This window comes from Meinhardsimonia xiamenensis, from assembly GCF_900102905.1.
Taxonomy (GTDB): Bacteria; Pseudomonadota; Alphaproteobacteria; order Rhodobacterales; family Rhodobacteraceae; genus Meinhardsimonia; species Meinhardsimonia xiamenensis.
Genome location: NZ_FNFV01000001.1, coordinates 554,029 through 575,724, shown reverse-complemented (window position 1 = coordinate 575,724; position 21,696 = coordinate 554,029). Strand labels below are relative to the sequence as shown.

20 protein-coding genes and 1 tRNA gene are annotated in these 21,696 nt (G+C 67.8%); 12 read left to right on the top strand and 9 right to left on the bottom strand.

Features of this window, described 5'->3' with window-relative positions:
* The first annotated feature begins 14 nt into the window (after positions 1-14).
* Positions 15-266 carry a hypothetical protein gene (locus tag BLQ14_RS02765; protein WP_143004453.1) on the top strand — a complete coding sequence of 84 codons (252 nt, stop codon included), beginning with the start codon at positions 15-17 and terminating at the stop codon, positions 264-266.
* Here BLQ14_RS02765 and BLQ14_RS02760 read toward each other — a convergent pair.
* A complete protein-coding gene (locus BLQ14_RS02760; protein ID WP_092497899.1) occupies positions 254-1,396 on the bottom strand; it encodes a saccharopine dehydrogenase family protein in 1,143 nt (380 codons plus the stop codon). The genes BLQ14_RS02765 and BLQ14_RS02760 overlap by 13 nt on opposite strands.
* Positions 1,393-2,472, bottom strand: a complete 1,080-nt coding sequence (locus BLQ14_RS02755; protein WP_092497897.1) for a saccharopine dehydrogenase — start codon at positions 2,470-2,472, stop codon at positions 1,393-1,395. The genes BLQ14_RS02760 and BLQ14_RS02755 overlap by 4 nt, the downstream gene beginning before the upstream one ends.
* 74 nt (positions 2,473-2,546) lie before the next feature.
* On the opposite strand from BLQ14_RS02755, the gene BLQ14_RS02750 reads away from it, so the two are divergent.
* The 8 genes from BLQ14_RS02750 (at position 2,547) to BLQ14_RS02715 (ending at position 11,563) form a co-directional block, all read left to right on the top strand.
* Positions 2,547-3,752 (top strand): hydantoinase/carbamoylase family amidase, encoded by a 1,206-nt coding sequence (locus tag BLQ14_RS02750; protein WP_092497895.1) that lies wholly within the window; start codon positions 2,547-2,549, stop codon positions 3,750-3,752.
* 235 nt (positions 3,753-3,987) lie between these two features.
* Positions 3,988-5,958 carry a long-chain fatty acid--CoA ligase gene (locus BLQ14_RS02745; RefSeq protein ID WP_170068385.1) on the top strand — a complete coding sequence of 657 codons (1,971 nt, stop codon included), beginning with the start codon at positions 3,988-3,990 and terminating at the stop codon, positions 5,956-5,958.
* Between the two features lie 110 nt (positions 5,959-6,068).
* Positions 6,069-6,887: an ABC transporter ATP-binding protein gene (locus BLQ14_RS02740; RefSeq protein WP_092497893.1), complete on the top strand. Its 819-nt coding sequence runs from the start codon at positions 6,069-6,071 to the stop codon at positions 6,885-6,887.
* Between the two features lie 33 nt (positions 6,888-6,920).
* Positions 6,921-7,907 (top strand): branched-chain amino acid ABC transporter permease, encoded by a 987-nt coding sequence (locus tag BLQ14_RS02735; RefSeq protein WP_092497891.1) that lies wholly within the window; start codon positions 6,921-6,923, stop codon positions 7,905-7,907.
* 3 nt (positions 7,908-7,910) lie between these two features.
* Positions 7,911-8,162, top strand: a complete 252-nt coding sequence (locus tag BLQ14_RS02730) for a hypothetical protein (RefSeq protein ID WP_092497889.1) — start codon at positions 7,911-7,913, stop codon at positions 8,160-8,162.
* Positions 8,162-9,286: a branched-chain amino acid ABC transporter permease gene (locus BLQ14_RS02725; protein WP_092497887.1), complete on the top strand. Its 1,125-nt coding sequence runs from the start codon at positions 8,162-8,164 to the stop codon at positions 9,284-9,286. The genes BLQ14_RS02730 and BLQ14_RS02725 overlap by 1 nt, the downstream gene beginning before the upstream one ends.
* Positions 9,287-9,373: 87 nt before the next feature.
* Complete coding sequence (locus BLQ14_RS02720; protein ID WP_092497885.1) at positions 9,374-10,663, top strand: ABC transporter substrate-binding protein; 1,290 nt, start codon at positions 9,374-9,376, stop codon at positions 10,661-10,663.
* 75 nt (positions 10,664-10,738) lie between these two features.
* Positions 10,739-11,563 carry an ABC transporter ATP-binding protein gene (locus BLQ14_RS02715; protein WP_092497883.1) on the top strand — a complete coding sequence of 275 codons (825 nt, stop codon included), beginning with the start codon at positions 10,739-10,741 and terminating at the stop codon, positions 11,561-11,563.
* Here BLQ14_RS02715 and BLQ14_RS02710 read toward each other — a convergent pair.
* On the bottom strand, positions 11,533-12,435 hold the full coding sequence (locus BLQ14_RS02710) for a hypothetical protein (RefSeq protein ID WP_092497881.1): 903 nt from the start codon (positions 12,433-12,435) through the stop codon (positions 11,533-11,535). The genes BLQ14_RS02715 and BLQ14_RS02710 overlap by 31 nt on opposite strands.
* Before the next feature lie 185 nt (positions 12,436-12,620).
* Between BLQ14_RS02710 and BLQ14_RS02705 the strand changes: the two genes are divergently transcribed.
* Positions 12,621-13,844, top strand: coding sequence for a phenylacetate--CoA ligase family protein (locus tag BLQ14_RS02705; RefSeq protein WP_092498356.1), 1,224 nt, complete (start codon positions 12,621-12,623; stop codon positions 13,842-13,844).
* Between the two features lie 59 nt (positions 13,845-13,903).
* On the top strand, positions 13,904-15,358 hold the full coding sequence (locus BLQ14_RS02700) for a peptidoglycan-binding protein (protein ID WP_092497880.1): 1,455 nt from the start codon (positions 13,904-13,906) through the stop codon (positions 15,356-15,358).
* A 176-nt stretch (positions 15,359-15,534) separates the two neighbouring features.
* On the opposite strand, the gene ykgO is transcribed toward BLQ14_RS02700, so the two are convergent.
* Entirely contained in the window at positions 15,535-15,660 is a 126-nt protein-coding gene (ykgO, locus tag BLQ14_RS02695; protein ID WP_043868284.1) for a type B 50S ribosomal protein L36, read from the bottom strand.
* 67 nt (positions 15,661-15,727) lie between these two features.
* Positions 15,728-15,802 (bottom strand) — tRNA-Val (locus tag BLQ14_RS02690).
* 172 nt (positions 15,803-15,974) lie between these two features.
* Here BLQ14_RS02690 and BLQ14_RS02685 point away from each other — a divergent pair.
* Positions 15,975-16,841: an N-formylglutamate amidohydrolase gene (locus BLQ14_RS02685; RefSeq protein WP_092497878.1), complete on the top strand. Its 867-nt coding sequence runs from the start codon at positions 15,975-15,977 to the stop codon at positions 16,839-16,841.
* 6 nt (positions 16,842-16,847) lie between these two features.
* Here the strand turns inward: BLQ14_RS02685 and BLQ14_RS02680 are convergent, their stop codons facing one another.
* The 4 genes from BLQ14_RS02680 to BLQ14_RS02665 all read right to left on the bottom strand — a co-directional run bounded on the left by BLQ14_RS02680 (position 16,848) and on the right by BLQ14_RS02665 (position 21,690).
* Positions 16,848-18,101, bottom strand: coding sequence for a DNA polymerase IV (locus tag BLQ14_RS02680; protein ID WP_092497876.1), 1,254 nt, complete (start codon positions 18,099-18,101; stop codon positions 16,848-16,850).
* A gap of 38 nt (positions 18,102-18,139) precedes the next feature.
* Positions 18,140-18,901, bottom strand: coding sequence for a TIGR01458 family HAD-type hydrolase (locus tag BLQ14_RS02675; protein WP_092497874.1), 762 nt, complete (start codon positions 18,899-18,901; stop codon positions 18,140-18,142).
* Positions 18,902-18,948: 47 nt separating this feature from the next.
* Positions 18,949-19,653: a purine-nucleoside phosphorylase gene (deoD, locus tag BLQ14_RS02670; RefSeq protein ID WP_092497871.1), complete on the bottom strand. Its 705-nt coding sequence runs from the start codon at positions 19,651-19,653 to the stop codon at positions 18,949-18,951.
* A gap of 72 nt (positions 19,654-19,725) precedes the next feature.
* Positions 19,726-21,690, bottom strand: a complete 1,965-nt coding sequence (locus BLQ14_RS02665) for a methylmalonyl-CoA mutase family protein (RefSeq protein WP_092497869.1) — start codon at positions 21,688-21,690, stop codon at positions 19,726-19,728.
* Positions 21,691-21,696: the final 6 nt, after the last annotated feature.

Genomic DNA, 21,696 nt, shown 5'->3' with positions numbered 1-21,696 from the left:
GAGTGAATTTGGTGATGCGTTCTGGACGAATGGAAACGCCGTATTATGCCGAGCTCATGGTCATCAAGGCGCTCGAGATCGGGCTGGCGGTGGTGGTCGCGCCGGTGCATTACTCGATCATGATCTGGGCAACCGTCTACGGCTGGCTCCTCTTCGGCCAGCTCCCCGATTTCTGGACGTGGATCGGCGCGGCGATCATCGTTGCCACCGGCATCTACACCCTCAACCGAGAGCGGCTGGCGGCGCGGCGCGCTCAGGCGAGGTGATCGACCCGCGCCATGTGCTGGGCGAGGCCTGCGACTGTCTGCAGCCAGTCGCGCACAAGCTCCCGCTCCTTCGGCGCGGCGCTGACACCGGGCGCAATCCGGCCCGCGCCCACTGCCTCCACCGCCAGCGAAACCGGCACCGAGACAAGCCGCGCCATCGCCGTGCCGCGTTCGTCACCCCAGGCATCGAGCACATGGCTCTGGTGCCAGACCGGCCGGCCCTCGCGCTCGGCTCTCAGCGCCACAACGAGCACCACCCGGTCGGGCTCGCCCGGCGCGTAGGCGTTCTCGGTCCAGAGCGCATTCGAGAGCTCCCTCAACCGTGCCTCGCCTGCTTCTCCCTCAAGGCTTTCGATCTCGGCGAAGACCTCTTGCCAGGCATCGGCCCAGCCCTCGAGCCTGAGCGTGCCGCGCACGAACTCGCGCACAGGCCATTCTGGCTCGAAGCCGTATTCGGCCATGAAGGGCAGTGAGTCCCGGTTTGGATAGACCTCGAAGGTCTCCGGCTCGGGCAGCGGCGCGACGTAGCGGCTGATCGCCTGCCAGGGGCGGGCGACGTCGAACACCTCGCCGTCACGGATCGACCGCGAGGGCGAGCGCAGCGCCTTCAGAACGCCCAGAGGCGACCAGCTGAACTTGTAGCGGAAGGGGTTGGGGTGCTTCGGCACGCCGCCGCAATAGGAGATGAAGGAAAGCGTGTTGGCCGGGTTGAAGGCCGCGCTCTCGCGGTACTCGGCGATCAGGTCATGGGCCATCAGATGGTCGATGCCCGGATCAAGCCCCACCTCGTTGACGAGCGCCACGCCTGCCGCCTTGGCGCGCTCGTCGAGCGCGCGCATCTCGGGCGAGATGTAGGATGAGGAAACGAAATGCGCGCCCTTGGCGATGGCCGCCTCCGCCAGCGGCACATGCCAGTCGGCCGGCAGCATCGAGACCACCACATCGCCCGGGCGCAGCTCCGCGCCCAGCGCCGCGATGTCGAAGGCGCGGATCGCGTCGGTGAGATCGCCCACCGCCGCCACCGCCTTCTCGCGGGTGCGGTTCCACACGGTCACATCGTGGCCTGCCTCGATCAGCCGTCTCAGCCCCGGAACCGCCGAAAGCCCGGTGCCGCACCAGTGGATGGTCATGCCTGTGTCTCCTTCTCCGCGCCCAGCGCCTGCACATGCCGCTCGAACTCCGCCGCAGCGCGCGCCCACACGCCCTCGTCGATGCGGTCGAGCGTCGCCAGATGCGGCAGGAGCTGGGCGGCGAAATCTTCCGAGCTCTCGCGCGGCAGGAGCGAGGGCAGATTGTCGATCGCGGTCACGTCGAGCGGCGGCGCCTGATGCACCCGCAGGACCGGCTCCTCCCATGTCGTGACCCGGTCATAGACCTTGATGGGCGAAAAGTCGCTTTCTGGGTCGCAGGCGATGTCGCCGATCACCGTGAGCCGGCGGGATGCCGTGACGGCATCGGCCGGAACGAAGACGGGGCAGCCGGGGCGGGCGAGGATGCAGTTGAGAAACACCTCATGCTCGAGGATCTCGGGGAACGGCCCGCCATGGGCCGTCTCGGCGATGTCCCAGCGGGTCGTCTCGACCCCGACAGCCTTGCACAAATCGCTCGCCCCGGTGCCCACGCGCCCCAACGCCCCGATGACGATGGCGCGCGGGCGCTGAACGGCTGCCGAATCCAGGCGCGCCTGCGTGTCGCGCACCAGCGCCTCGGCGCTTCCGGCCACGCCGACAGGCCCGAGAATGCCGCCCTGCGCCTGCGCGGCCCAGGCCCACAGCGCCACCGCCGCGCCGGCAAAGCCCGCCCAGTAGCCGAAGGCGGCCACGCGCCGGCCGGTCTCGTCGGTGAGATATTCGAGGTCATAGAGCCGCCCGCCGCCGGCCCGGAAGCGCTCCAGCAGGCGCCGCCCCGCCGGCTGGCCCTTGTAAGCATGGCCGAACATGATGTGGCGATGGGTGAGCGGGCTGCCATCATCGGACAGCTCCTTGAGGCCGAAGATGAAGGCATCGGCAGGTGCCTCGCGCCAGCTGCCCTCGGGGGCAATCTCGGCCCCCGCCTCGCGGTAGGCGTCGATGGGGATGGCGCGCTGGCGGCTCTCCTCCACCGTCACGGCAAAGCCGCGGCGCAGGAGCTCGCGCGCGCCCTCGGGCGTCAGCCCCACCCTCTGCTCATGCGGCCGCTCCTCGGCCCGGACCCAGATGTGCGTCATCCCTCGCTCCCGTCACGCGCCCGCGCTACTTTGCGGCGGCAACGCATTTCCGGCGCAAAGCACAGGAGCCAGCGATGAAGGTCAAGCCCGAACGTTTCCTTGCCGATCTCCATGCCCTGCGGCGCTTCGGCGCCAGGGGCGGAGGCGTGGTGCGGCCGGCCTTCAGCGACGCCGACATCGCCGCGCGCGACTGGCTGGCGGAGCGATTTGCGGAGGCCGGCCTCACCCCGCGATTCGACGCGGTGGGCAATCTCTTCGGGGTTGCGCCTGAGGCGGGCGGCATTCTTCTCGGCTCGCACAGCGACAGCCAGCCCGAAGGCGGCTGGCTCGACGGTGCCTTCGGCGTGATCGCGGGGCTCGAGGTGGCGCGGGCGGCGCGCGAGGCGGGTCTTGGCGGCGTCTCCGTCGTCTCCTTCTCCGACGAGGAGGGGCGCTTCGGCGGGCTCACCGGCAGCTCGGTCTGGAGCGGCGCGATGACACTCGCCGAGGCCGACCGGCTGACCGATGCGGCGGGTGTGACGCTGGCCGAGGCGCGCGCCGCGCTCGGGCAGCGGCCCGGCGAGGCACCGCCTCCCGAACGCTTCAGCGCCTTCATCGAGCCGCACATCGAGCAGGGGCCGTGGCTCGAGAAGGAAGGGAAGGTCGTGGGCGTTGTCACCGACATCGTCGGCATCCGCGACCTGCCCATTCGCCTCACCGGCCAGCAGAACCACGCCGGCACCACGCCGATGGCCTTCCGCCGGGATGCCGTGCAGGGCTTCGTCGCCGCGGTGACGCGCATCAACGCCGCGCTCGAGGCGCTGGCCGGGCCGGTCACGGTCTGGACGGTGGGCCGGGTCGAGGTCACGCCCAATGCCTCCTCGATCGTGCCGGGGATGGTGCGCTTCTGGGTGCAATGGCGCGACCCCGACGCAGAACGCCTGCGCGCGATGGAGGAGGCAATCCGCCGCGCGGTCGAGGCGGCGGCGCGCGAGCGCGGGCTCGGGCTGGAGTTCGGCCGGCTCTTTGCCATCGACCCGCAGCCGATGGACGCGCGGCTTGTCGAGACGCTGGCCCGGGCGGCGGAAGAGGAGCTGCCCGGACGCTGGCGGCGCATGCCCTCGGGCGCGCTGCACGACGCCTCCAACGTGGCGCGGCGGATGCCGGCGGCGATGCTCTTCGTGCCGTCGAAGGGCGGCATCAGCCATGACTTCGCCGAGGACACCGATGAAGCCGATCTCGTCGCCGGCCTCGCGGTGCTCGCCCGCGCGGTTGCCGAGGTCGCGGCAAAGGCAGCTTGAGGCCTGCTGCGTCGCGGCCCTTCTGGCAGCCGGCACACCGGAGCTTCGAGCGCTACAGGTGGCCGAGGTGTGTACGCGGGACCGGGAGGCAGAGTCTTGACCGGCCGTTCGGTCGAAAAGACCACTTGACCGAGGCGAAAAATCCGTCACCTTAGGCTCGTCCGGCACGGGGGGAGACGTGGCCGGGCCGCCGCCCGGAAACGGTCCCGGCGAAAACCGCAAGGGAGGAACATCGTTGGCACGGGATGCGGGCGCGGCTGACGCCCTGATCAGCATACCTGCGCTTCTGGCGCGCAACGCACGCCAATACGCCACGCGCACGGCCTACCGCGAAAAGGAATTCGGCATCTGGCAGAGCTGGACGTGGCTCGAGGCCTCCGAGGAGATCCGGGCGCTCGCCATGGGCTTTCTGGCGCTTGGCATGGAGCGCGGCGATCACGTGGCGATCATCGGCCGCAACCGCCCGGCGCTCTACTGGTCGATGGTGGCGGCGCAGTCCGTGGGCGCGATTCCGGTGCCGCTCTATCAGGACGCGGTCGCCGAGGAGATGGCCTATGTGCTCGAGCACTGCGGCGCGCGCTACGTGGTGGCAGGCGATCAGGAGCAGGTGGACAAGGTGCTGGAGGTGCAGGACCGGCTGCCGAACCTCGAGCACATGATGTATCTCGACCCGCGCGGCCTGCGCAAATACGACCACACCCGGCTGCACGCACTCAAGGACGTCGCCGCCGAGGGGCGTGTGGCCCATGAGCGTTTCGAGAAGATCCTGGCCGAGCGCATCGCCGCCATCGGCTATGACGACACCTGCGTGATGCTCTACACCTCGGGCACCACCGGCCGGCCCAAGGGTGTGGTGCTGTCGAACCGCAACATCATCGAGAGCTCCCGCGCCTCCTGCGAGTTCGACAAGCTGACCTGCGAGGAGGAGGTCCTCGCCTATCTGCCCATGGCCTGGGTGGGCGATTTCATCTTCTCGGTGGGGCAGGCCTACTGGGCCGGTTTCTGCGTGAACTGCCCCGAGAGCCCCGAGACGATGATGAACGATCTCAAGGAGATCGGGCCGACCTATTTCTTCGCCCCGCCGCGGGTCTTCGAGACCATGCTGACCAATGTGATGATCCGCATGGAGGACGCCGCGCGCCTCAAGAAGCGGCTGTTCGACTACTTCATGGATCATGCCCGAAAGGTCGGCCCGGCGATTCTGGACGGCAGGCCCGTGGGCGGCTGGGACCGCTTGAAATATTGGCTGGGCGAATTCCTGATCTATGGCCCGCTGAAGAACAATCTCGGCCTCAGCCGCATCCGCGTGGCCTACACGGCGGGCGAGGCGATCGGGCCGGAGATCTTCCAGTTCTTCCGCGGGCTCGGGATCAACCTCAAGCAGCTCTACGGGCAGACCGAGGCGAGCGTCTTCATCACCGTCCAGCCCGACTCGGAGGTGCGTGCCGATACGGTGGGCGTGCCCGCGCCGGGGGTGGAGATTCGCATCGACGAGAAGGGCGAGGTCTACTACCGCAGCCCCGGCGTCTTCGTGGAGTATTACAAGAACCCCGAATCGACGGCGAAGACCAAGGACGCCGAGGGCTGGGTGGCCACGGGCGACGCGGGCTTCATCGAGCCCGAGACGGGGCATCTGCGCATCATCGACCGGGCGAAGGACGTGGGCCGGATGGCCGACGGCAGCCTGTTCGCGCCGAAATACGTCGAGAACAAGCTGAAGTTCTATCCCAACATCCTTGAGGCGGTGGTGTTCGGTGCCGGGCGCGACTACTGCACCGCCTTCATCAACATCGACCTCACCGCCGTGGGCAACTGGGCCGAGCGCAACAATATCGCCTATGCCTCCTACCAGGAGCTGGCCCAGCACCCGAAGGTCTACGAGATGATCCGCGAGCACGTGGAGGAGGTGAACCGCTCGCTGGCGCAGGACGAGATGCTTTCGGGATGCCAGATCCACCGCTTCCTGGTCCTGCACAAGGAGCTCGACGCCGACGACGGAGAGCTCACCCGCACCCGCAAGGTGCGCCGCGGTGTGATCGCGGAGAAATACGCCGACCTGGTGGAAGCGCTCTACAGCGGTGCCGAAAGCGTCTACACCGAGACGGAGGTGACCTATGAGGACGGCCGCAAGGGTGTGATCAAGGCCACGGTGAAGATCATGGATGCCCCGGTGGTGGAGCCGCGGCCGAAGATGGCGGCGGAATGACGCGAGGGATTCGGCGCCTCGGCAGGGTCGGCGTGGCGCGGCGGGGGCGCTGCCCCCGCACCCCCGGGGTATTTGGCCCAGGATGATGTGCAAGGGAGGAGGAGCAGAGCGTGCTCGACAGCTCTGAGGTGACCGTCACGGCGGATGGCCGCCGGATTGGTGGGGTGCTGATGGACATCCGGAACATCACCCTGCGCTTTGGGGGCGTGGTGGCGATCCGCGATACCTCCTTCGACATCCGCGAAGGCGAGATCCGGGCCATCATCGGCCCGAACGGGGCGGGCAAGTCCTCGATGCTCAACGTCATCTCGGGCTTCTACCACCCCCAGGAAGGGGAGATCTGGTTTCGCGGCGAGAAGCGCCCACCGATGAAGCCCTATCAGGTCGCCCGCCAAGGCATCGCGCGCACGTTCCAGAACATCGCACTCTTCGAGGGGATGAGCGTGCTCGACAACATCATGACCGGGCGGCTCACGCACATGAAGACGGGGCTGGCCGCTCAGGCGATCTGGTGGGGGCGCGCCGAGGCCGAGGAGGTGGCCAACCGCGAGGTGGTCGAACGCGTGATCGACTTTCTCGAGATCCAGCACATCCGCAAGACGCCGGTGGGGCGGTTGCCCTACGGGCTGAAGAAGCGGGTGGAGCTGGCGCGCGCGCTGGCCGCGGAGCCGAAGCTCTTGCTGCTCGACGAGCCGATGGCGGGAATGAACGTGGAGGAGAAGGAGGACATGAGCCGCTTCATCCTCGACGTCAACGACGAGTTCGGCACCACAATCGCGCTTATCGAGCATGACATGGGGGTGGTGATGGACCTCTCCGATCGGGTGGTGGTGATGGACTACGGCAAGAAGATCGGCGACGGCACCCCTGACGAGGTGCGCAACAACCAGGACGTGATCGACGCCTATCTGGGGGTGGCCCATGACTGAGACGCGGTTCACCGAGCGCAGGGAGGCAGTGTGATGCCCGAGCAGCTTCTGTTTGCCATCGAGGTGACGCTGAACGGCCTGATGGCGGGCGTTCTCTATGCGCTCGTGGCGCTGGGATTCGTGCTGATCTACAAGGCCAGCGGCATCTTCAACTACGCGCAAGGCGTGATGGCGCTCTTCGCCGCGCTCACGCTGGTGGGAATCATGGAGGGGCAGGTTCCCTTCGCCCATCTCATCAACGCCATCTTCGGCACCGACATCCATCACTTCGGCTGGCACGTGCCGGCACTGGCGGCGATTCTGCTGACCATGCTGGTCATGGTGGTCCTCGCCTGGGCGGTGAACCGGTTCATCTTCCGCCATCTGGTCAACCAGGAGCCGATCATCCTGTTCATGGCCACCATCGGGCTCGCCTATTTCATGGAAGGCTTCGGCGATCTGATGTGGGGCTCGGACATCAAGAAGCTCGACATCGGCCTGCCGCAGGGGATCAACACCTGGATCGACGAGGTCACATACAACGCCTTCGGCTACGGCTTCTTCATCGACAATCTCGACATCGTGGCGAGCATAATCGCCGCGATCCTCGTTGCCGCACTGATCGCCTTTGCCCAGTACACCAAGCAGGGCCGGGCGATGCGGGCGGTGGCCGACGACCATCAGGCGGCGCTTTCGGTGGGCATCTCGCTTGAGTTCATCTGGGTGATGGTCTGGTCGCTCGCCGGTTTCGTGGCGCTGGTTGCCGGGGCGATGTGGGGGGCCAAGTCGGGGGTGCAGTTCTCGCTGTCGCTCATTGCGCTCAAGGCGCTGCCGGTGCTGATGCTGGGCGGTTTCACCTCCATTCCCGGCGCCATCGTCGGCGGGCTCATCATCGGCGTGGGCGAGAAGCTCTTCGAGTTTCTTGTTGGGCCGCTGGTGGGCGGGGCAACGGAGAACTGGTTTGCCTATGTTCTGGCACTCGTCTTCCTCGTCTTCCGCCCGCAGGGGCTGTTTGGCGAGAAGATCATCGAAAGGGTCTGAGCCATGGCCAAGCTGATTGCGACCGTCAACGTCATTGCCTGGTGCGGCTTCTGGGCCTTCGGCTACATCGCCCTGACCAGCCAGACCGAGGGCGGGCCGAACACGCTGATTGCGCTGCTGCTGGCCGCGGCCGGCGGCGGCATCGGGCTGATGTGCTGGATGTGGCTCGTGCGGCACGCCGAGGAGATCGGCTACGCGCCGCGCCACCCGCGCAAGCTGCCGCGCAACCCCGGTGAGGAAGAGGAGACCGTCTGATGCTTTACCGCGAGGCCGGCGAGTTTCACACAAGCTATGTGCAGGACGGGCAGACCTTTCCGATCCGGTTCGACCGCTACGCCTATTACGCGGTGCTGGTCATCGGCTTTCTGGTCATCCCCTTCGTCATCAACGACTACTGGCTCAACGCCATCTTCCTGCCCTTCCTGATCTACGCCATCGCGGCCCTGGGGCTGAACATTCTCACCGGCTATTGCGGGCAGGTGAGCCTCGGCACCGGCGGCTTCATGGCCGTGGGCGCCTATGCCTGCTACAAGTTCATGACCGGCCTCGACATCTGGCTGCCGGGCGAGAACGGCGAGTGGGTGCGATACGCGCTGCCGCCCATCAACATCTTCTTTTCGGTGATCCTTGCCGGCATCGTGACCGCGGGGGTGGGGGTGCTCTTCGGTCTGCCCTCGCTTCGGATCAAGGGCTTCTACCTGGCCGTGGCCACGCTGGCGGCGCAGTTCTTCCTCGTCTGGCTGTTCAACAAGTGGGCCTGGGCCTACAACTACTCCGCCTCGGGCCAGATCACCGCACCGACGCGCTCGATCTTCGGTGTCGAGATCACCGGCCCCACCGCCCAGCCCTGGGCCGCATACCTCTTCTGCGCGGTCTTCGTCTTCGTGCTGGCGTGGCTGGCGCGCAACCTCACCCGCGGGGCGACGGGGCGGAAGTGGATGGCGATCCGCGACATGGACATCGCCGCCGAGATCATCGGGGTGAACCCGCTTGCGGCAAAGCTCTCGGCCTTCGCGGTGTCGTCCTTCTTCGTCGGCATCGCGGGGGCGCTGTTCTTCTCCGTCTATCTCGGCGCGGTCGAGGTGACCGAGGCCTTCGGCATCCAGAAATCCTTCCTCGTTCTGTTCATGATCATCATCGGCGGGCTGGGCTCGATCTTCGGCTCCTTCGCCGGCGCGGCCTTTCTGGTGCTGATGCCGGTGTTTCTGAAGAACCTGCTCGTGGGAACGCTCGGCTGGCCCACGAGCCTTGCCGAGCACACCCAGTTCATCATCGTCGGCGCGCTCATCATCGGCTTCCTGATCGCCGAGCCGCACGGGCTCGCGCAGCTTTGGCGGCTGACAAAGGAGAAACTGAGGCTTTGGCCCTTCCCCTACTGAGGCTAGGGTGAGGGCATGGGGGCCGGGCATTGCCGGCCCGAGACGGCAAACGCCCCGAACGGGGCCAGTCCAAGGGAGGAGAAGGACGTGAAACTGAAACTGGCAAGCCTGGCATTGGCCGCGGTCATGGCCGCCGGCCCCGCGATGGCGGAACTGGTGTTCCCCTCGCTCGACTACCGCACCGGGCCCTACGCGCCCAACGGCATTCCCGTGGCCGACGGATATGCCGACTACTTCACGCTGCTCAACGAGCGCGACGGCGGCATCGGCGGCGTCAAGGTGCGCGTGCTGCCCTGCGAAACCGGCTACAACACCGAAAAGGGGGTCGAGTGCTACGAGGCCACCAAGGGCGAGGGCGCGCTCGTCTACCAGCCGCTCTCCACGGGCATCACCTATCAGCTGATCCCCAAGGCCTCGGCAGACGGAATTCCGATCCACTCCATGGGCTACGGCCGCACCTCGGCGGCGAATGGCCGGGTGTTCGAGTGGGTCTTCAACTACCCCGCCAACTACTGGGATGGCGCCTCGATCATGATCAAGCACATCATGGATCTCGAGGGCGGCGACATCTCGGGCAAGAAGATCGCGCTCGTCTACCACAACTCCGCCTACGGCAAGGAACCGATCCGCACGCTGGAGGAGCTGTCCAAGAAGCACGGCTATGAACTCATGCTGCTGCCGGTGGATCACCCCGGTCAGGAGCAGAAGTCGCAGTGGCTGCAGATCCGCCGTGAACGCCCCGACTATGTGCTGATGTGGGGCTGGGGCGTGATGAACCAGGTGGCGATTCAGGAAGCCGCCAACATCCGCTTCCCGATGGATCACTTCATCGGCATCTGGTGGTCGGGCTCCGAGAATGACGTGCTGCCCGTGGGCGCGGGTGCCGACGGCTACAAGTCGCTGGCGGTGACCGCGCCGGGAATGGATTTCCCGATCTACGAGGATCTGAAGAAATACGTCTATGACAAGGGTCTTGCCGCCGGCAACGGCGACCAGATCGGCCGCGTGCTCTACAACCGCGGGCTCTATGCGGCGATGCTCGCCGCCGAGGCCGCGCGCACGGCGCAGGAGATCCACGGCGTGAAGGACATCACCCCCGCGATGATGCGCGACGGGATGGAGGCGCTGAACATGACCGAGGAGCGGATGGCCGAGCTTGGCCTGCCGGGCTTTGCCCCGCCGTTCAAGGTCACCTGTGCCAACCACGGCGGCTCGGGCCTTGCAGCCGTGCAGCAGTGGGATGCCGACACCCAGACCTGGTCGCTGGTGACGGACTACATCGCTTCCGACCGCTCGGTCATCGACCCGCTCATCGAGGAGGACTCGATGGCCTACGCCAAGGAAAACGGCATCACCCCGCGCGACTGCGCCGAGTGATCCCGGCTGAAACTGCGGCCGTCCCTTCGGGGTCGGCCGCTCTTCCGACCCTTTCCACGATCAGGATGAGTTTCGATGCTCGACGCCGGCCGCACCGAGGAAATGCTTCTCGAGGTCAACAACATCGAGGTGATCTACAATCACGTGATCCTGGTTCTGAAAGGGGTCAGTCTCACCGTGCCCAAGGGTGGAATCACCGCGCTTCTGGGTGGCAACGGTGCGGGCAAGACCACCACGCTCAAGGCGATCTCCAACCTGCTCAAATCGGAGCGCGGCGAAGTCACCAAGGGCTCCATCCTCTATCGCGGCGAGCGGGTGCAGGATCTGAGCCCCTCCGAACTGGTGGAGCGCGGCGTCATCCAGGTGATGGAGGGACGGCACTGCTTCGAGCATCTGACGGTGGAGGAGAACCTTCTGACCGGCGCCTACACCCGCAAGGACGGGCGCGCCGCGATCGAGGCCGACCTCGAGATGGTCTATTCCTATTTCCCGCGCCTGAAGGAGCGTCGGAAGAGCCAGGCCGGCTACACTTCGGGCGGCGAGCAGCAGATGACGGCGATCGGCCGGGCGCTGATGAGCCGGCCCGAAACGATCCTTCTCGACGAGCCGTCGATGGGGCTTGCCCCGCAGCTTGTCGAGGAAATCTTCGAGATCGTGCGCGATCTCAATCAGAAGGAAGGCGTCTCTTTCCTTCTCGCCGAGCAGAACACCAATGTGGCGCTGCGCTTTGCCACCTACGGCTACATTCTCGAGTCGGGGCGCGTAGTGATGGATGGCCCCGCCGCCGAGCTGCGCGAGAACCCCGACGTGAAGGAATTCTACCTCGGCATGTCGGAAGAGGGCCGCAAGTCCTTCCGCGACGTGCGCAGCTACCGCCGCCGCAAGCGCTGGCTCAGCTGAGCGCCAGGCCGGGCCCGCGCTGCCTCCGCCTTCATCTCGGCAATGCGCGCCAGAGCCTCGGCCCGCGTGGCCCGCACATTGGCGCGCACCCCTTGGCCCTGAGCGTGCAGGCGGATCTCCGCTTCGACATCGGCACCGGCTCCATAGCGCACCGCACCGAGCCCGCCGCCCTCGACAAGCCGCTTGCTGCGCACTGCCCAAGGCACCCAGGCTTCGGGCCAGATGCGCACCTCGCCGTAGTTGACGAGGAAGTACCAGCGCCGGCCGCTCCGGGTGATTTCCTCCTCGAGGTAGTCGAAGAAGTCGTTCACGTCCCGGCTGTGACGGAACTCGAAGCCGCCGAGATCGACCTCCATGATCTCCTGCGCTTCCAGAAACCGCACCCGCGCGGCGATTTCCTCGCGTGTGTGCGTGGGCTCATGCACGATGCGCCGCAGCCGTTTCGAGGGCATCTCGCCGAGCCGGGCCAGAGCCGAGGCACGATCGGCAAAGAGGTTGGGGTCAAACCGCTCGGTGCCGGCATCGCGCGCGATCTGTCGACGCGTCTCCTCGGAGTCATCGACGCGTACGGTGCCCATCGAATGGGCAAGGTTGAGCTCCCTGCCGCGCCGCGAGAAGGCAAACCACGCCTCCGGCTCGACCCGGCTGCCGGAATAGTTGACGAGGAGGAACCACTTGCCCTCGCCGGTTTCCGCAATCCGCTCCTCGACCCGGTCATAGAAGGCGTTGACCTCCGCCGCGCTGCCGAGACGCAGGCCCGAGAAATCGAGCTCCATAACCTCGATGTCGTCATGAAAGGTCACGCGCCGGTCGATTTCATCACGCGACAGGGCCGGCACGGGCGGGCAGGCAAGGGCGGCAAGGGCTGGCATGGACTTCTCCACAGACAGGATCTCCGCTGGGCCAGCATTTATGCTGCGACGCAGCATCGCGCCACCCGTCCCCCCTGCAATTCCGGCAACCCCGCAATTACCGTGGCGCAACGCGATCAGGCGTTTACAGTGCGTCACGAGATGACCCGTGCGCCGAGTACCCGGCCATGCGAGAGAGGATGGAAATGACGAGATATTACGACGAGCTCGAGACGCGCAGCGCCGATCAGCGCGCCGCGGACATTGCCCGCGCATTGCCTGCCCAGATCGCCCATGCCAAGGCCAAGGCACCCGCGCTGACCGAGCTGCTGAGCGACGTGGAGCCGGCCGAGATCACCAGCGTCGAGGCGCTGGCGCGCCTGCCCGTGATCCGCAAGTCGGCGCTTGTCGAGGCGCAGGCGAAGAACCCGCCCTTCGGCGGCTTTGCCGCCCTGCCCGCCCATGAGTTCGAGCATGTCTTCCAGTCCCCCGGCCCCATCTACGAGCCGGGGCGCACGACCCATGACTGGTGGCGCATGGGGCGCTTCATCTTCGCCTGCGGCATCGGCAAGGGCGACATCGTGCAGAACTGCTTTGCCTACCACATGACGCCGGCCGGCATGATGTTCGAGAGCGCCGCGCGCGCGGTCGGCGCAACCGTCTTTCCTGCCGGGACGGGTCAGACGGAGCTGCAGGTGCGCGCCGCCCATGATCTTGGCGTCACCGCCTATGCGGGCACGCCCGACTACCTGAAAGTGATCCTCGACCGGGCCGACGAGATGGGCGTGAAACTCGGCATTCGCCGCGCGGGCGTCGGCGGCGGGGCACTCTTTCCCTCGCTCAGGCAGGAATATGCCGATCGCGGCATTCTGTGCCTGCAATGCTATGCCACGGCCGATCTTGGCAATATCGCCTATGAAAGCGAGGCGCAGGAGGGGATGATCGTGGACGAAGGCGTGATCGTCGAGATCGTACGGCCGGGCACCGGCGACCCGGTGCCGGAGGGAGAGGTTGGCGAGGTGGTCGTGACCACGCTCAACCCCGATTATCCGCTGATCCGCTTTGCCACCGGCGACCTTTCGGCGGTGCTGCCGGGGCAGAGCCCCTGCGGGCGGACCAACATGCGCATAAAGGGCTGGATGGGCCGGGCCGACCAGACCACCAAGGTCAAGGGCATGTTCGTACGCCCCGAGCAGGTGGCGCAGCTCGTGGCGCGGCACCCAGAGGTGAAGCGGGCGCGCGTGATCGTCACGCGCCAGAACGAGCAGGATCTGATGACCGTTCGGCTTGAAAGCGTGGCGACCGACCCTGCCCCCTATGCCGCCTCGGTCAAGGAGATCCTGAAGCTCAAGGGCGAGGTGGAGATCGTCCCGCCCGGCAGCCTTCCCAACGACGGCAAGGTCATCGACGATCAACGCCGCTACGACTGACAGAGCCCCACGCCGCCGGGCCCCGGCGCGCGGATGTGGCAAAAGCCAGGGAGGAGCGAATGAGACAGAGGCCTGCACGACGTCACCTCGCCGCCATCCTTGCCGGAGCGCTCGCGGCCGTGGCCTCCATCGCCTCGGCGGAGGACCGCGCGCTGATCGTGACCGCGCGCGACTATGCCAGCCTGCCCGACGCCCCCGAGACGCGCAGCATCGCCTTTCTCGGCTACCGGCTGCAGGAGCTCGGGTTCGAGGTCAGGGCCTTTCGTGATCCGCGCGCGGAGGTGCTGCGGGGGGAGATGGGGCGCGCGGTCGATGCCCTTGCCGCCAGCGACAGGCTGGTGATTCTCGTCTCGGGCCATGTCGTGCACAACTCCCGCGATGCCTGGATGCTGACCACCGATGCCTCGGTGCTCGATCCTTTCGCCGCCGGCGCCGCGGGCGTGTCGATCGGGGCGCTCGTGGACATTGCCGGCGACGTGGCCAAGGCCCATCCCGGCAGGGTGATCGTGGCGGTGGCCGACAGCGACGCGAGGCTCGAGCCGCGCCTCGGGCTCGCGGACGGTTTCGCGCTTGGGGCGGTGCCGGAAGGCGTGGCCCTGCTTGCCGGCCCGCCCCGGCTTCTGGCCCGTTTCCTTGACGAGGAGCTGCTCGTGCCCGGCCGGAGCGTTGCCGGGGCGATGCGGCGGGCCCCTGCCGCGATCCGCGCGCGCGGCACGGTGTCCTCGCGTCCCTTCCTGCCCGCCGACAACGCGCAGGATGAACTTGAGGAAAGCTTCTGGCGCCGCACGGTGGAAGCGGACAGCATCGAGGGCTATCGCGATTATCTGCGCCTGTTCCCCGAGGGTCGTCATGTCGAGGAAGCGCGCGCGAGGCTGGCCGTGCTGGAGGAAACACCCCAGGAGCGGGCCCGCAGGCTGGAAGCCGAGCTTGACCTGACCCGCAACCAGCGCCGCGACATCCAGCGGGACCTGAAGCGTCTGGGCTATTACGACAGGGCGATTGACGGGATCTTCGGCCGCGGAACCCGCAGCGCCATTGCCCGTTGGCAGGACGACAACGACTTCGACGCCACCGGCTTCCTCACCGCGAATCAGATCACGCTGCTCGATCGGCAGGCGACGGAGAAGGACGATGCCGCATGGCAGGAAGCACAGGAGGAGGATACCCCCGAGGCCTACCGCCGTTACCTCGAGGCCTTCCCCGACGGGCGCCATGCCGAAGACGCCCGCGCGCGCCTCGCCGCGCTCGGCCCGCGACTGCCGCCCGTCCCGGAGGATGTGCGCCGCGCTGCCGCCGCGCGCGAACGTGCGCTTGGGCTCACCCCGCCGTTCCGGCGACTGGTGGAGTTCCGCCTCGCCGCGCTCGGGCTGGAGCCGGGGCCGGTGGACGGGCTGTTTGACGAACGAACGCGCACCGCCATCTACCTTTATCAGCAAGATCACGGCCTTGAAGCCACGGGCTATCTGGACCGGGCCACTCTCGCCTCGCTGGCGCTCGGCGCCGTTCTTCGCTGAGATCGGTCGAGACGCGTCCACGCGCGTAACGCGCGCTCATGTGCCGCTCGAGACCCTTGCGAAAAACGGCAAGGGCCACCCCGCGCGAGGGTGGCCCTCAGTCAATTCCGTTGATCTGCCCGCCGGGCGAACCCGCGGCCTGTCCCCGGCCCCGCCGTCGCCGCGGGGTATCAGGTTCAGCCCTGGCGCGCCTTGTAGCGGCGCTGCGTCTTGTTGATGACGTAGACGCGGCCCTTGCGGCGCACGACGCGGCAGTCGCGATGCCGGTTCTTCAGCGAGCGGAGCGAGTTCCTGACCTTCATGGTCCCTCTCCTGATGTCGCGGCGCCGGTGCGCCTTGCGTGAGTGTCCCGCCCCGAGGGGCGCATGATGGTGGGCGGTACTGGGATCGAACCAGTGACCCCTACGATGTCAACGTAGTGCTCTACCGCTGAGCTAACCGCCCTCGGCAGGAGGCTGCGCCCCGCCCGCAGCGGCGCCGGACCCGGCGCCGAACGAACAAGACGCGGGATGCCCCGCGCCGGTCGCCGGGTCTATAAAAGGACTCGCGCGAGGGATCAAGGGCTTTCGGGAAACGCCTGTTTGCCGCTATAGTCGCGGCGTCCAGAGGTTCGCCCATGCCCGCACCGGCCTATGAGCTGCGCCGCCCACGGCGGCAGGAAACCAGCGTGGTCTTCGCTTCGCCCCACAGCGGGCGGGACTATCGCCGCGCGTTTCTCGACCGCATCGCGCTGGACGAACGCAGCGTGCGCAGCTCCGAAGACGCCTATGTCGACCTTCTCTTCGCGGACGCCCCTCTGTTCGGTGCGCCCCTCCTTCTGGCGCTTGCGCCGCGCGCGTTCATCGATCTCAATCGCAGCGCCGATGAGCTCGATCCGGCTCTCATCGAGGGCGTGAGACTCACCGCACAGAACCCGCGCGTGACGTCGGGCCTCGGGGTGGTGCCGCGCGTTGTGGCGGGGGGGCGGGCCATTTATCGCGGGAAGATCACCCGCGCCGAGGCGGAGGAGCGAATCGCGCATTTCTGGAGACCCTACCACGCCGCGCTCGAGACGCTCCTGCGCGAGACGCGCGCGCGCTTCGGCGAGGCGATTCTCGTGGACTGCCACTCGATGCCGCACGAGGCGATAGAGAACATCGGCCCGCGCGGGCGACCGCGCCCCGAGATCGTGCTTGGCGACCGCTTCGGCGCCGCCGCATCCGCCGAGATCGTCGACCGGATCGAGGCCGCCTTCACCGCCGCGGGCCTGCGCGTGGCGCGCAACAGCCCCTTTGCCGGCGCCTACACCACGCAGCATTACGGGCGCCCTTCGATGGGCCAGCATGTGGTGCAGGTCGAGATCGATCGCGCGCTCTACATGAACGAGCGCCACATTCGCCCGAACGCCAACTTTCAGGCCTTCCGGCTATTGATGCGCGGCATCGTCCAGGACATCGCCGCCATCGGCCTGCGCGACGACGCGGCCCCTCTCGCCGCCGAATAGGCTCCCTCAGCGCAGCGAGCGCCCCTTCAGTATCGCCTCCGGGCCGAAACGTGCCCGAATCCGGTCAGCCGCGCGCTCCGCTTCCGCGCGTCGCCGCGCGCCGGGGTCGAGAAGATCGCCCGACAGATCGGCCTCTTCGGCCGATACGATGGCAGAAAGCCCCACACCGACCAGCCGGAAAGGCCCGGCCTCGCCCGCGCGCCGATAAAGCCCCTGCGCCGCACGCCAGATGCGGTCGGCCAGCTGGGTTGGCTCGTCAAGCGTCTGGCGGCGGGTGAGCAGCCGGTGATCGGCGCGCTTGAGCTTGAGCGTCACCACCCGCCCCGCGCGCCCCTTGGCCTTGGCTCGATCGGCGACCTTTTCGGCAAGCCGCCAGATGTGGCCCTCGATCAACTCGGGGTCGGCGGTATCCTCCATCAGCGTGATCTCGTTGGAGATGGATTTCACCGGCGCATCGGCGCTCACGCGCCGGCTGTCCTGTCCACGCGCGAGATTCCAGAGCCGCTCGCCCATGGCGCCGAAGCGTCGGGCGAGGTCGCCCCTTTCCCAGCGGCGCAGATCGGCGATTCGGTGAATCCCTGCGGCCTCGAGCGCCGCGCGCGTCGCCGCGCCCACACCCCAGATCAGCGACACCGGCTTGTCGCGCAGAAAGGCGTCCGTCTCCGCCTGCCCGATCACCGAAAAGCCCCGCGGCTTGTCGAGATCGCTTGCCACCTTGGCCAGAAACTTGTTGTGCGAAAGCCCGATCGAGGCGCTGATGCCAAGCTCGCGCTCCATGCGTTGCACGAGCCGGGCCAGCATCACCGCGGGCGGCGCGCCGTGCAGCCGCTCGGTGCCCGACAGGTCAAGAAACGCCTCATCAAGAGAGAGCGGCTCGACCGCCGGGGTCAGCTCCTCCATCATCTCGCGAATGCGGCGCGAGACGGCGGCGTAGACCTCCATCCGCCCCTTCACCACCACCGCCTCGGGGCAGAGCCTGAGCGCCTGAAACATCGGCATGGCCGAACGCACGCCCTTGAGCCGGGCGATGTAGCAGGCAGTGGAAACGACGCCCCGCCGCCCGCCGCCCACGATCACCGGCTTGTCGCGCAGCTCGGGATTGTCGCGCTTTTCGACGGCGGCGTAGAAGGCGTCGCAATCCACATGGGCGATGGTGAGCGAGAAGAGCTCGGGATGCGAGACGACGCGCGGGCTCAGGCAGCGCGGGCAGCGCGGGCCGGCGTCAAGCTGTGTGAGGCAGTCGCGGCAGAGTGGGGGCATGGGGCCAGCCTAGCGCGAGTCGCGCCCGCGCGCACGGCTCAGACAAGGATGCGCTCGACCGCCTCGGCCAGATCGTCCACCACGGCGCTTGGGCGCGGCGTCACGCGCTCCTCGTCGCCTTCGCGGTACTTGCCGGTGCGCACGAGAATGCCCAGCCCAAGCCCCGCGGCGAGCGCTCCGGCGACGTCGGCCTCGGCGTCGTCGCCGACCATGGCGACCTCACCCGGTGCGCATCCCATCGAGCGCGCTGCCGCCTCGAAGAAGGCGGGCGCGGGCTTGCCGAGCACCAGCGCCTCCCGCTCCGCGCCATATTCGAGCGCGCGCACGAAGGCGCCGGCGTCAAGGCTGAGCGCGCCGTCGGCATCGACGAAGCGGCGGTTGGCGGCCAGTGCAAGGAAGTCGGCCCCCGCCATCAGCTTGCGAAACGCCTCGTTGAGCCGCTCATAGGTAAAGAACGGCCCCGCGTCGCCCACCACCACCGCCTCGGGCAGGCCCTCGGGCGCATCGGCGAAGTCGGGCGCGAGATCGGGATGGATCAGCAGATGCGCGCTGCGGCGGTTGGCCCTGAGCCACGCAACGGCGGCGCGCGCGGGGGCAAAGATTTCTTCTGCGCGGGCGGGAATACCGGCTGTCTCGAGCCGCGCGACCAGCGCCGAGACCGGCTTGCGCGTGGTGTTGGTGAGATAGCGCACGGCCAGCCCCGCCGCGTGCAGCCGGGCAATGGCCTCGGCCGCGCCCGGCACGGGGCTTTCGCCCTCGAAGATCACCCCGCCAATATCGAGCAGAACGCCGCGGATCATGTCCTTGATGTGTGGCCGCCTTTCGCCTGCGTCAACCGCTGCCCACCTCAGGCAAAGGCCGCCTCGAGCGCGATTTCCACCATCTCGCCGAAGCTGCGCTCGCGCTCTTCCGAGGGCAAGGCCTCGCCGGTCTGCAGATGGTCGGAGACAGTGAGCACCGCAAGCGCGCGCGCGCCATGCCGCGCGGCGACGGTGTAAAGCTCCGCCGCTTCCATCTCCACGGCCAGAACCCCGTGGCGCGTCATCTGCTCGTTGAGGTCCGGGCGCTCGTCATAGAAGGTGTCCGAGGAATAGATGCCGCCGACATGCACCCGCGCCCCGCGCGCCTCCGCCGCCGCGGCCGCCGCGCGCAAGAGCCCCCAGTCGGCGCAGGGGGCGAAGTTGAGCTCGCGGAAGATCGGTTTCGACGGGGTGGAGATCGTCGAGGCGGTCATGGCGAGCACGATGTCGCGCACCCGCACCTGTGGCTGCATGCCGCCGGCCGAGCCGATGCGGATGAGCGTTTTCGCGCCATAGTCGTGGATGAGCTCGTTGGCATAGATCGACAGGCTCGGCATGCCCATGCCCGAGCCGTGGATGGTGACGCGCCGGCCGCGCCATGTGCCGGTGAAGCCCAGCATGCCGCGCACCCGGTTCACCTCGCGGGCGTCCTCGAGAAAGGTTTCCGCCGCCCATTTCGCCCGCAGGGGGTCGCCCGGCATGAGCACGGTTTCGGCGATCTCCCCCGGTGCCGCGCCAATGTGAATGGTCATCTGCCCGTCTCCCTCAGCCTCGCGCCAGAATGACGCGGGGGGGAGCGGCGGGCAAGCGCCTGTGACGGGCGTTCAGGCCGCCGCGGCCTCGGGGTCGGCGAGCGTGACGATGTCGGCCATGATGCGGTTGAGCGCAAAGTCCTTGGGCGTGTAGACGCGCGCCACGCCCATCGCCTTGAGGCGGCTGGCATCCTCCGCGGGGATGATGCCGCCCACGACCACGGGCACATGGCCCAAGCCCCGCGCCCGCAGCTCCGCGAGCGTCGCCTCCACCAGCGGCAGGTGCGAGCCGGAAAGGATCGACAGCCCAACCACATGCGCGCCCTTCTCCGCCGCCGCCTCGGCGATCTCGGCGGGTGTCAGGCGAATGCCGTCATAACGGATGTCCATGCCGCAGTCGCGGGCGCGGGCGGCGATCTGCTCGGCACCGTTGGAATGGCCATCGAGCCCGGGCTTGGCGACCAAGAAGGATAGCCGCCGGCCCAGCCTGTCAGAGACGGCATCGACGGCCGCGCGCAGCTCCTCGAGCCCCTCGGTGCGGTTCGAGGGGGCGGGGCTTACTCCGGTGGGCGCGCGGAAGCGGCCGAAGACCTCGCGCATCACCTCGCCCCATTCGCCGGTGGTGACGCCCGCCCGCGCCGCCTCGATGGAGGGGGGCATGATGTTCGCACCCGTCACCGCTGCCTCGCGCAGCGCGGCAAGCGCGGCCTTCACGCGCTCAGGGTCGCGCGCCGCCCGCCATGCCTCGAGCCGGGCGATCTGGTCGGCCTCGGCGGCCTCGTCCACCACCATGATGGCCTCCGGCCCCGAGGTCAGCGGCGAGGGCTCGGCCTCGGTAAAGCGGTTGACGCCGACCACCACCGTCTCGCCCGACTCGATGGCGGCGATGCGGGCGGCATTCGATTCGACAAGCCGCGACTTCATGTAGTCGATCGCCTCCACCGCGCCGCCCATCGCGTCGATGGTGGCGAGCTCGGCGCGCGCGCCCTCCTTCAGCTCCTCCACCTTGGCCGCCACCACCGGGTTGCCGTCGAAGAGATCGCCGTATTCGAGAAGGTCGGTCTCATAGGCGAGGATCTGCTGCATCCTGAGCGACCACTGCTGATCCCACGGCCGCGGCAGGCCCAGCGCCTCGTTCCAGGCCGGAAGCTGCACCGCGCGCGCGCGGGCATTCTTCGAGAGCGTCACCGCCAGCATCTCCAGAAGGATGCGATAGACGTTGTTCTCGGGCTGCTGCTCGGTGAGCCCCAGCGAGTTGACCTGCACGCCATAGCGGAAGCGGCGGTACTTCGGGTCTTCCACCCCGTATCGCTCGCGGGTGATCTCGTCCCACAGCTCGGTGAAGGCGCGCATCTTGCACATCTCGGTGACAAAGCGGATGCCCGCGTTGACGAAGAAGGAGATGCGCCCGACCATGGCGGGGAAGTCCTCCGCCGGCACCTTCCGCCGCAGATCGTCGAGGACCGCCGTCGCCGTGGCCAGCGCATAGGCCAGCTCCTGCTCGGGCGTCGCGCCTGCCTCCTGCAGGTGGTAGGAACACACGTTCATCGGGTTCCATTTCGGCATGTTGGCCCGCGTCCAGGCGGCGACATCGGTGATGAGCCTGAGCGAGGGCTTCGGCGGGCAGATGTAGGTGCCGCGCGAGAGGTATTCCTTGATGATGTCGTTCTGCACCGTGCCCTGAAGGCGCGCGATATCGGCCCCCTGCTCCTCGGCCACCGCCACATAGAGCGCCAGAAGCCAGGGCGCGGGCGCGTTGATGGTCATCGATGTGTTCATCCGCTCAAGCGGGATGCCCTCGAAAAGCGTGCGCATGTCACCCAGATGGCAGATCGGCACGCCGACCTTGCCCACCTCGCCGCGGGCAAGCTCGTGGTCGCTGTCATAGCCCGTCTGTGTGGGCAGATCGAAGGCCACCGAAAGCCCCGTCTGCCCCTTCGCGAGATTGGCGCGATAGAGCGCGTTGGACGCGGCCGCCGTGGAATGGCCGGCATAGGTGCGAAAGAGCCAGGGGCGGTCGCGGGTGGTCTCGGTCATCGGGCT

Bases quoted from the DNA above. Each gene is read 5' to 3' on its own strand.
- BLQ14_RS02765 (WP_143004453.1), top strand. From the start codon at position 15: ATGCGTTCTGGACGAATGGAAACGCCGTATTATGCCGAGCTCATGGTC.
- BLQ14_RS02760 (WP_092497899.1), bottom strand. From the start codon at position 1,396: ATGACCATCCACTGGTGCGGCACCGGGCTTTCGGCGGTTCCGGGGCTG.
- BLQ14_RS02755 (WP_092497897.1), bottom strand. From the start codon at position 2,472: ATGACGCACATCTGGGTCCGGGCCGAGGAGCGGCCGCATGAGCAGAGG.
- BLQ14_RS02750 (WP_092497895.1), top strand. From the start codon at position 2,547: ATGAAGGTCAAGCCCGAACGTTTCCTTGCCGATCTCCATGCCCTGCGG.
- BLQ14_RS02735 (WP_092497891.1), top strand. From the start codon at position 6,921: ATGCCCGAGCAGCTTCTGTTTGCCATCGAGGTGACGCTGAACGGCCTG.
- BLQ14_RS02730 (WP_092497889.1), top strand. From the start codon at position 7,911: ATGGCCAAGCTGATTGCGACCGTCAACGTCATTGCCTGGTGCGGCTTC.
- BLQ14_RS02725 (WP_092497887.1), top strand. From the start codon at position 8,162: ATGCTTTACCGCGAGGCCGGCGAGTTTCACACAAGCTATGTGCAGGAC.
- BLQ14_RS02715 (WP_092497883.1), top strand. From the start codon at position 10,739: ATGCTCGACGCCGGCCGCACCGAGGAAATGCTTCTCGAGGTCAACAAC.
- BLQ14_RS02710 (WP_092497881.1), bottom strand. From the start codon at position 12,435: ATGCCAGCCCTTGCCGCCCTTGCCTGCCCGCCCGTGCCGGCCCTGTCG.
- BLQ14_RS02705 (WP_092498356.1), top strand. From the start codon at position 12,621: ATGACGAGATATTACGACGAGCTCGAGACGCGCAGCGCCGATCAGCGC.
- BLQ14_RS02700 (WP_092497880.1), top strand. From the start codon at position 13,904: ATGAGACAGAGGCCTGCACGACGTCACCTCGCCGCCATCCTTGCCGGA.
- ykgO (WP_043868284.1), bottom strand. From the start codon at position 15,660: ATGAAGGTCAGGAACTCGCTCCGCTCGCTGAAGAACCGGCATCGCGAC.
- BLQ14_RS02685 (WP_092497878.1), top strand. From the start codon at position 15,975: ATGCCCGCACCGGCCTATGAGCTGCGCCGCCCACGGCGGCAGGAAACC.
- BLQ14_RS02680 (WP_092497876.1), bottom strand. From the start codon at position 18,101: ATGCCCCCACTCTGCCGCGACTGCCTCACACAGCTTGACGCCGGCCCG.
- BLQ14_RS02675 (WP_092497874.1), bottom strand. From the start codon at position 18,901: ATGATCCGCGGCGTTCTGCTCGATATTGGCGGGGTGATCTTCGAGGGC.
- deoD (WP_092497871.1), bottom strand. From the start codon at position 19,653: ATGACCATTCACATTGGCGCGGCACCGGGGGAGATCGCCGAAACCGTG.
- BLQ14_RS02665 (WP_092497869.1), bottom strand. From the start codon at position 21,690: ATGACCGAGACCACCCGCGACCGCCCCTGGCTCTTTCGCACCTATGCC.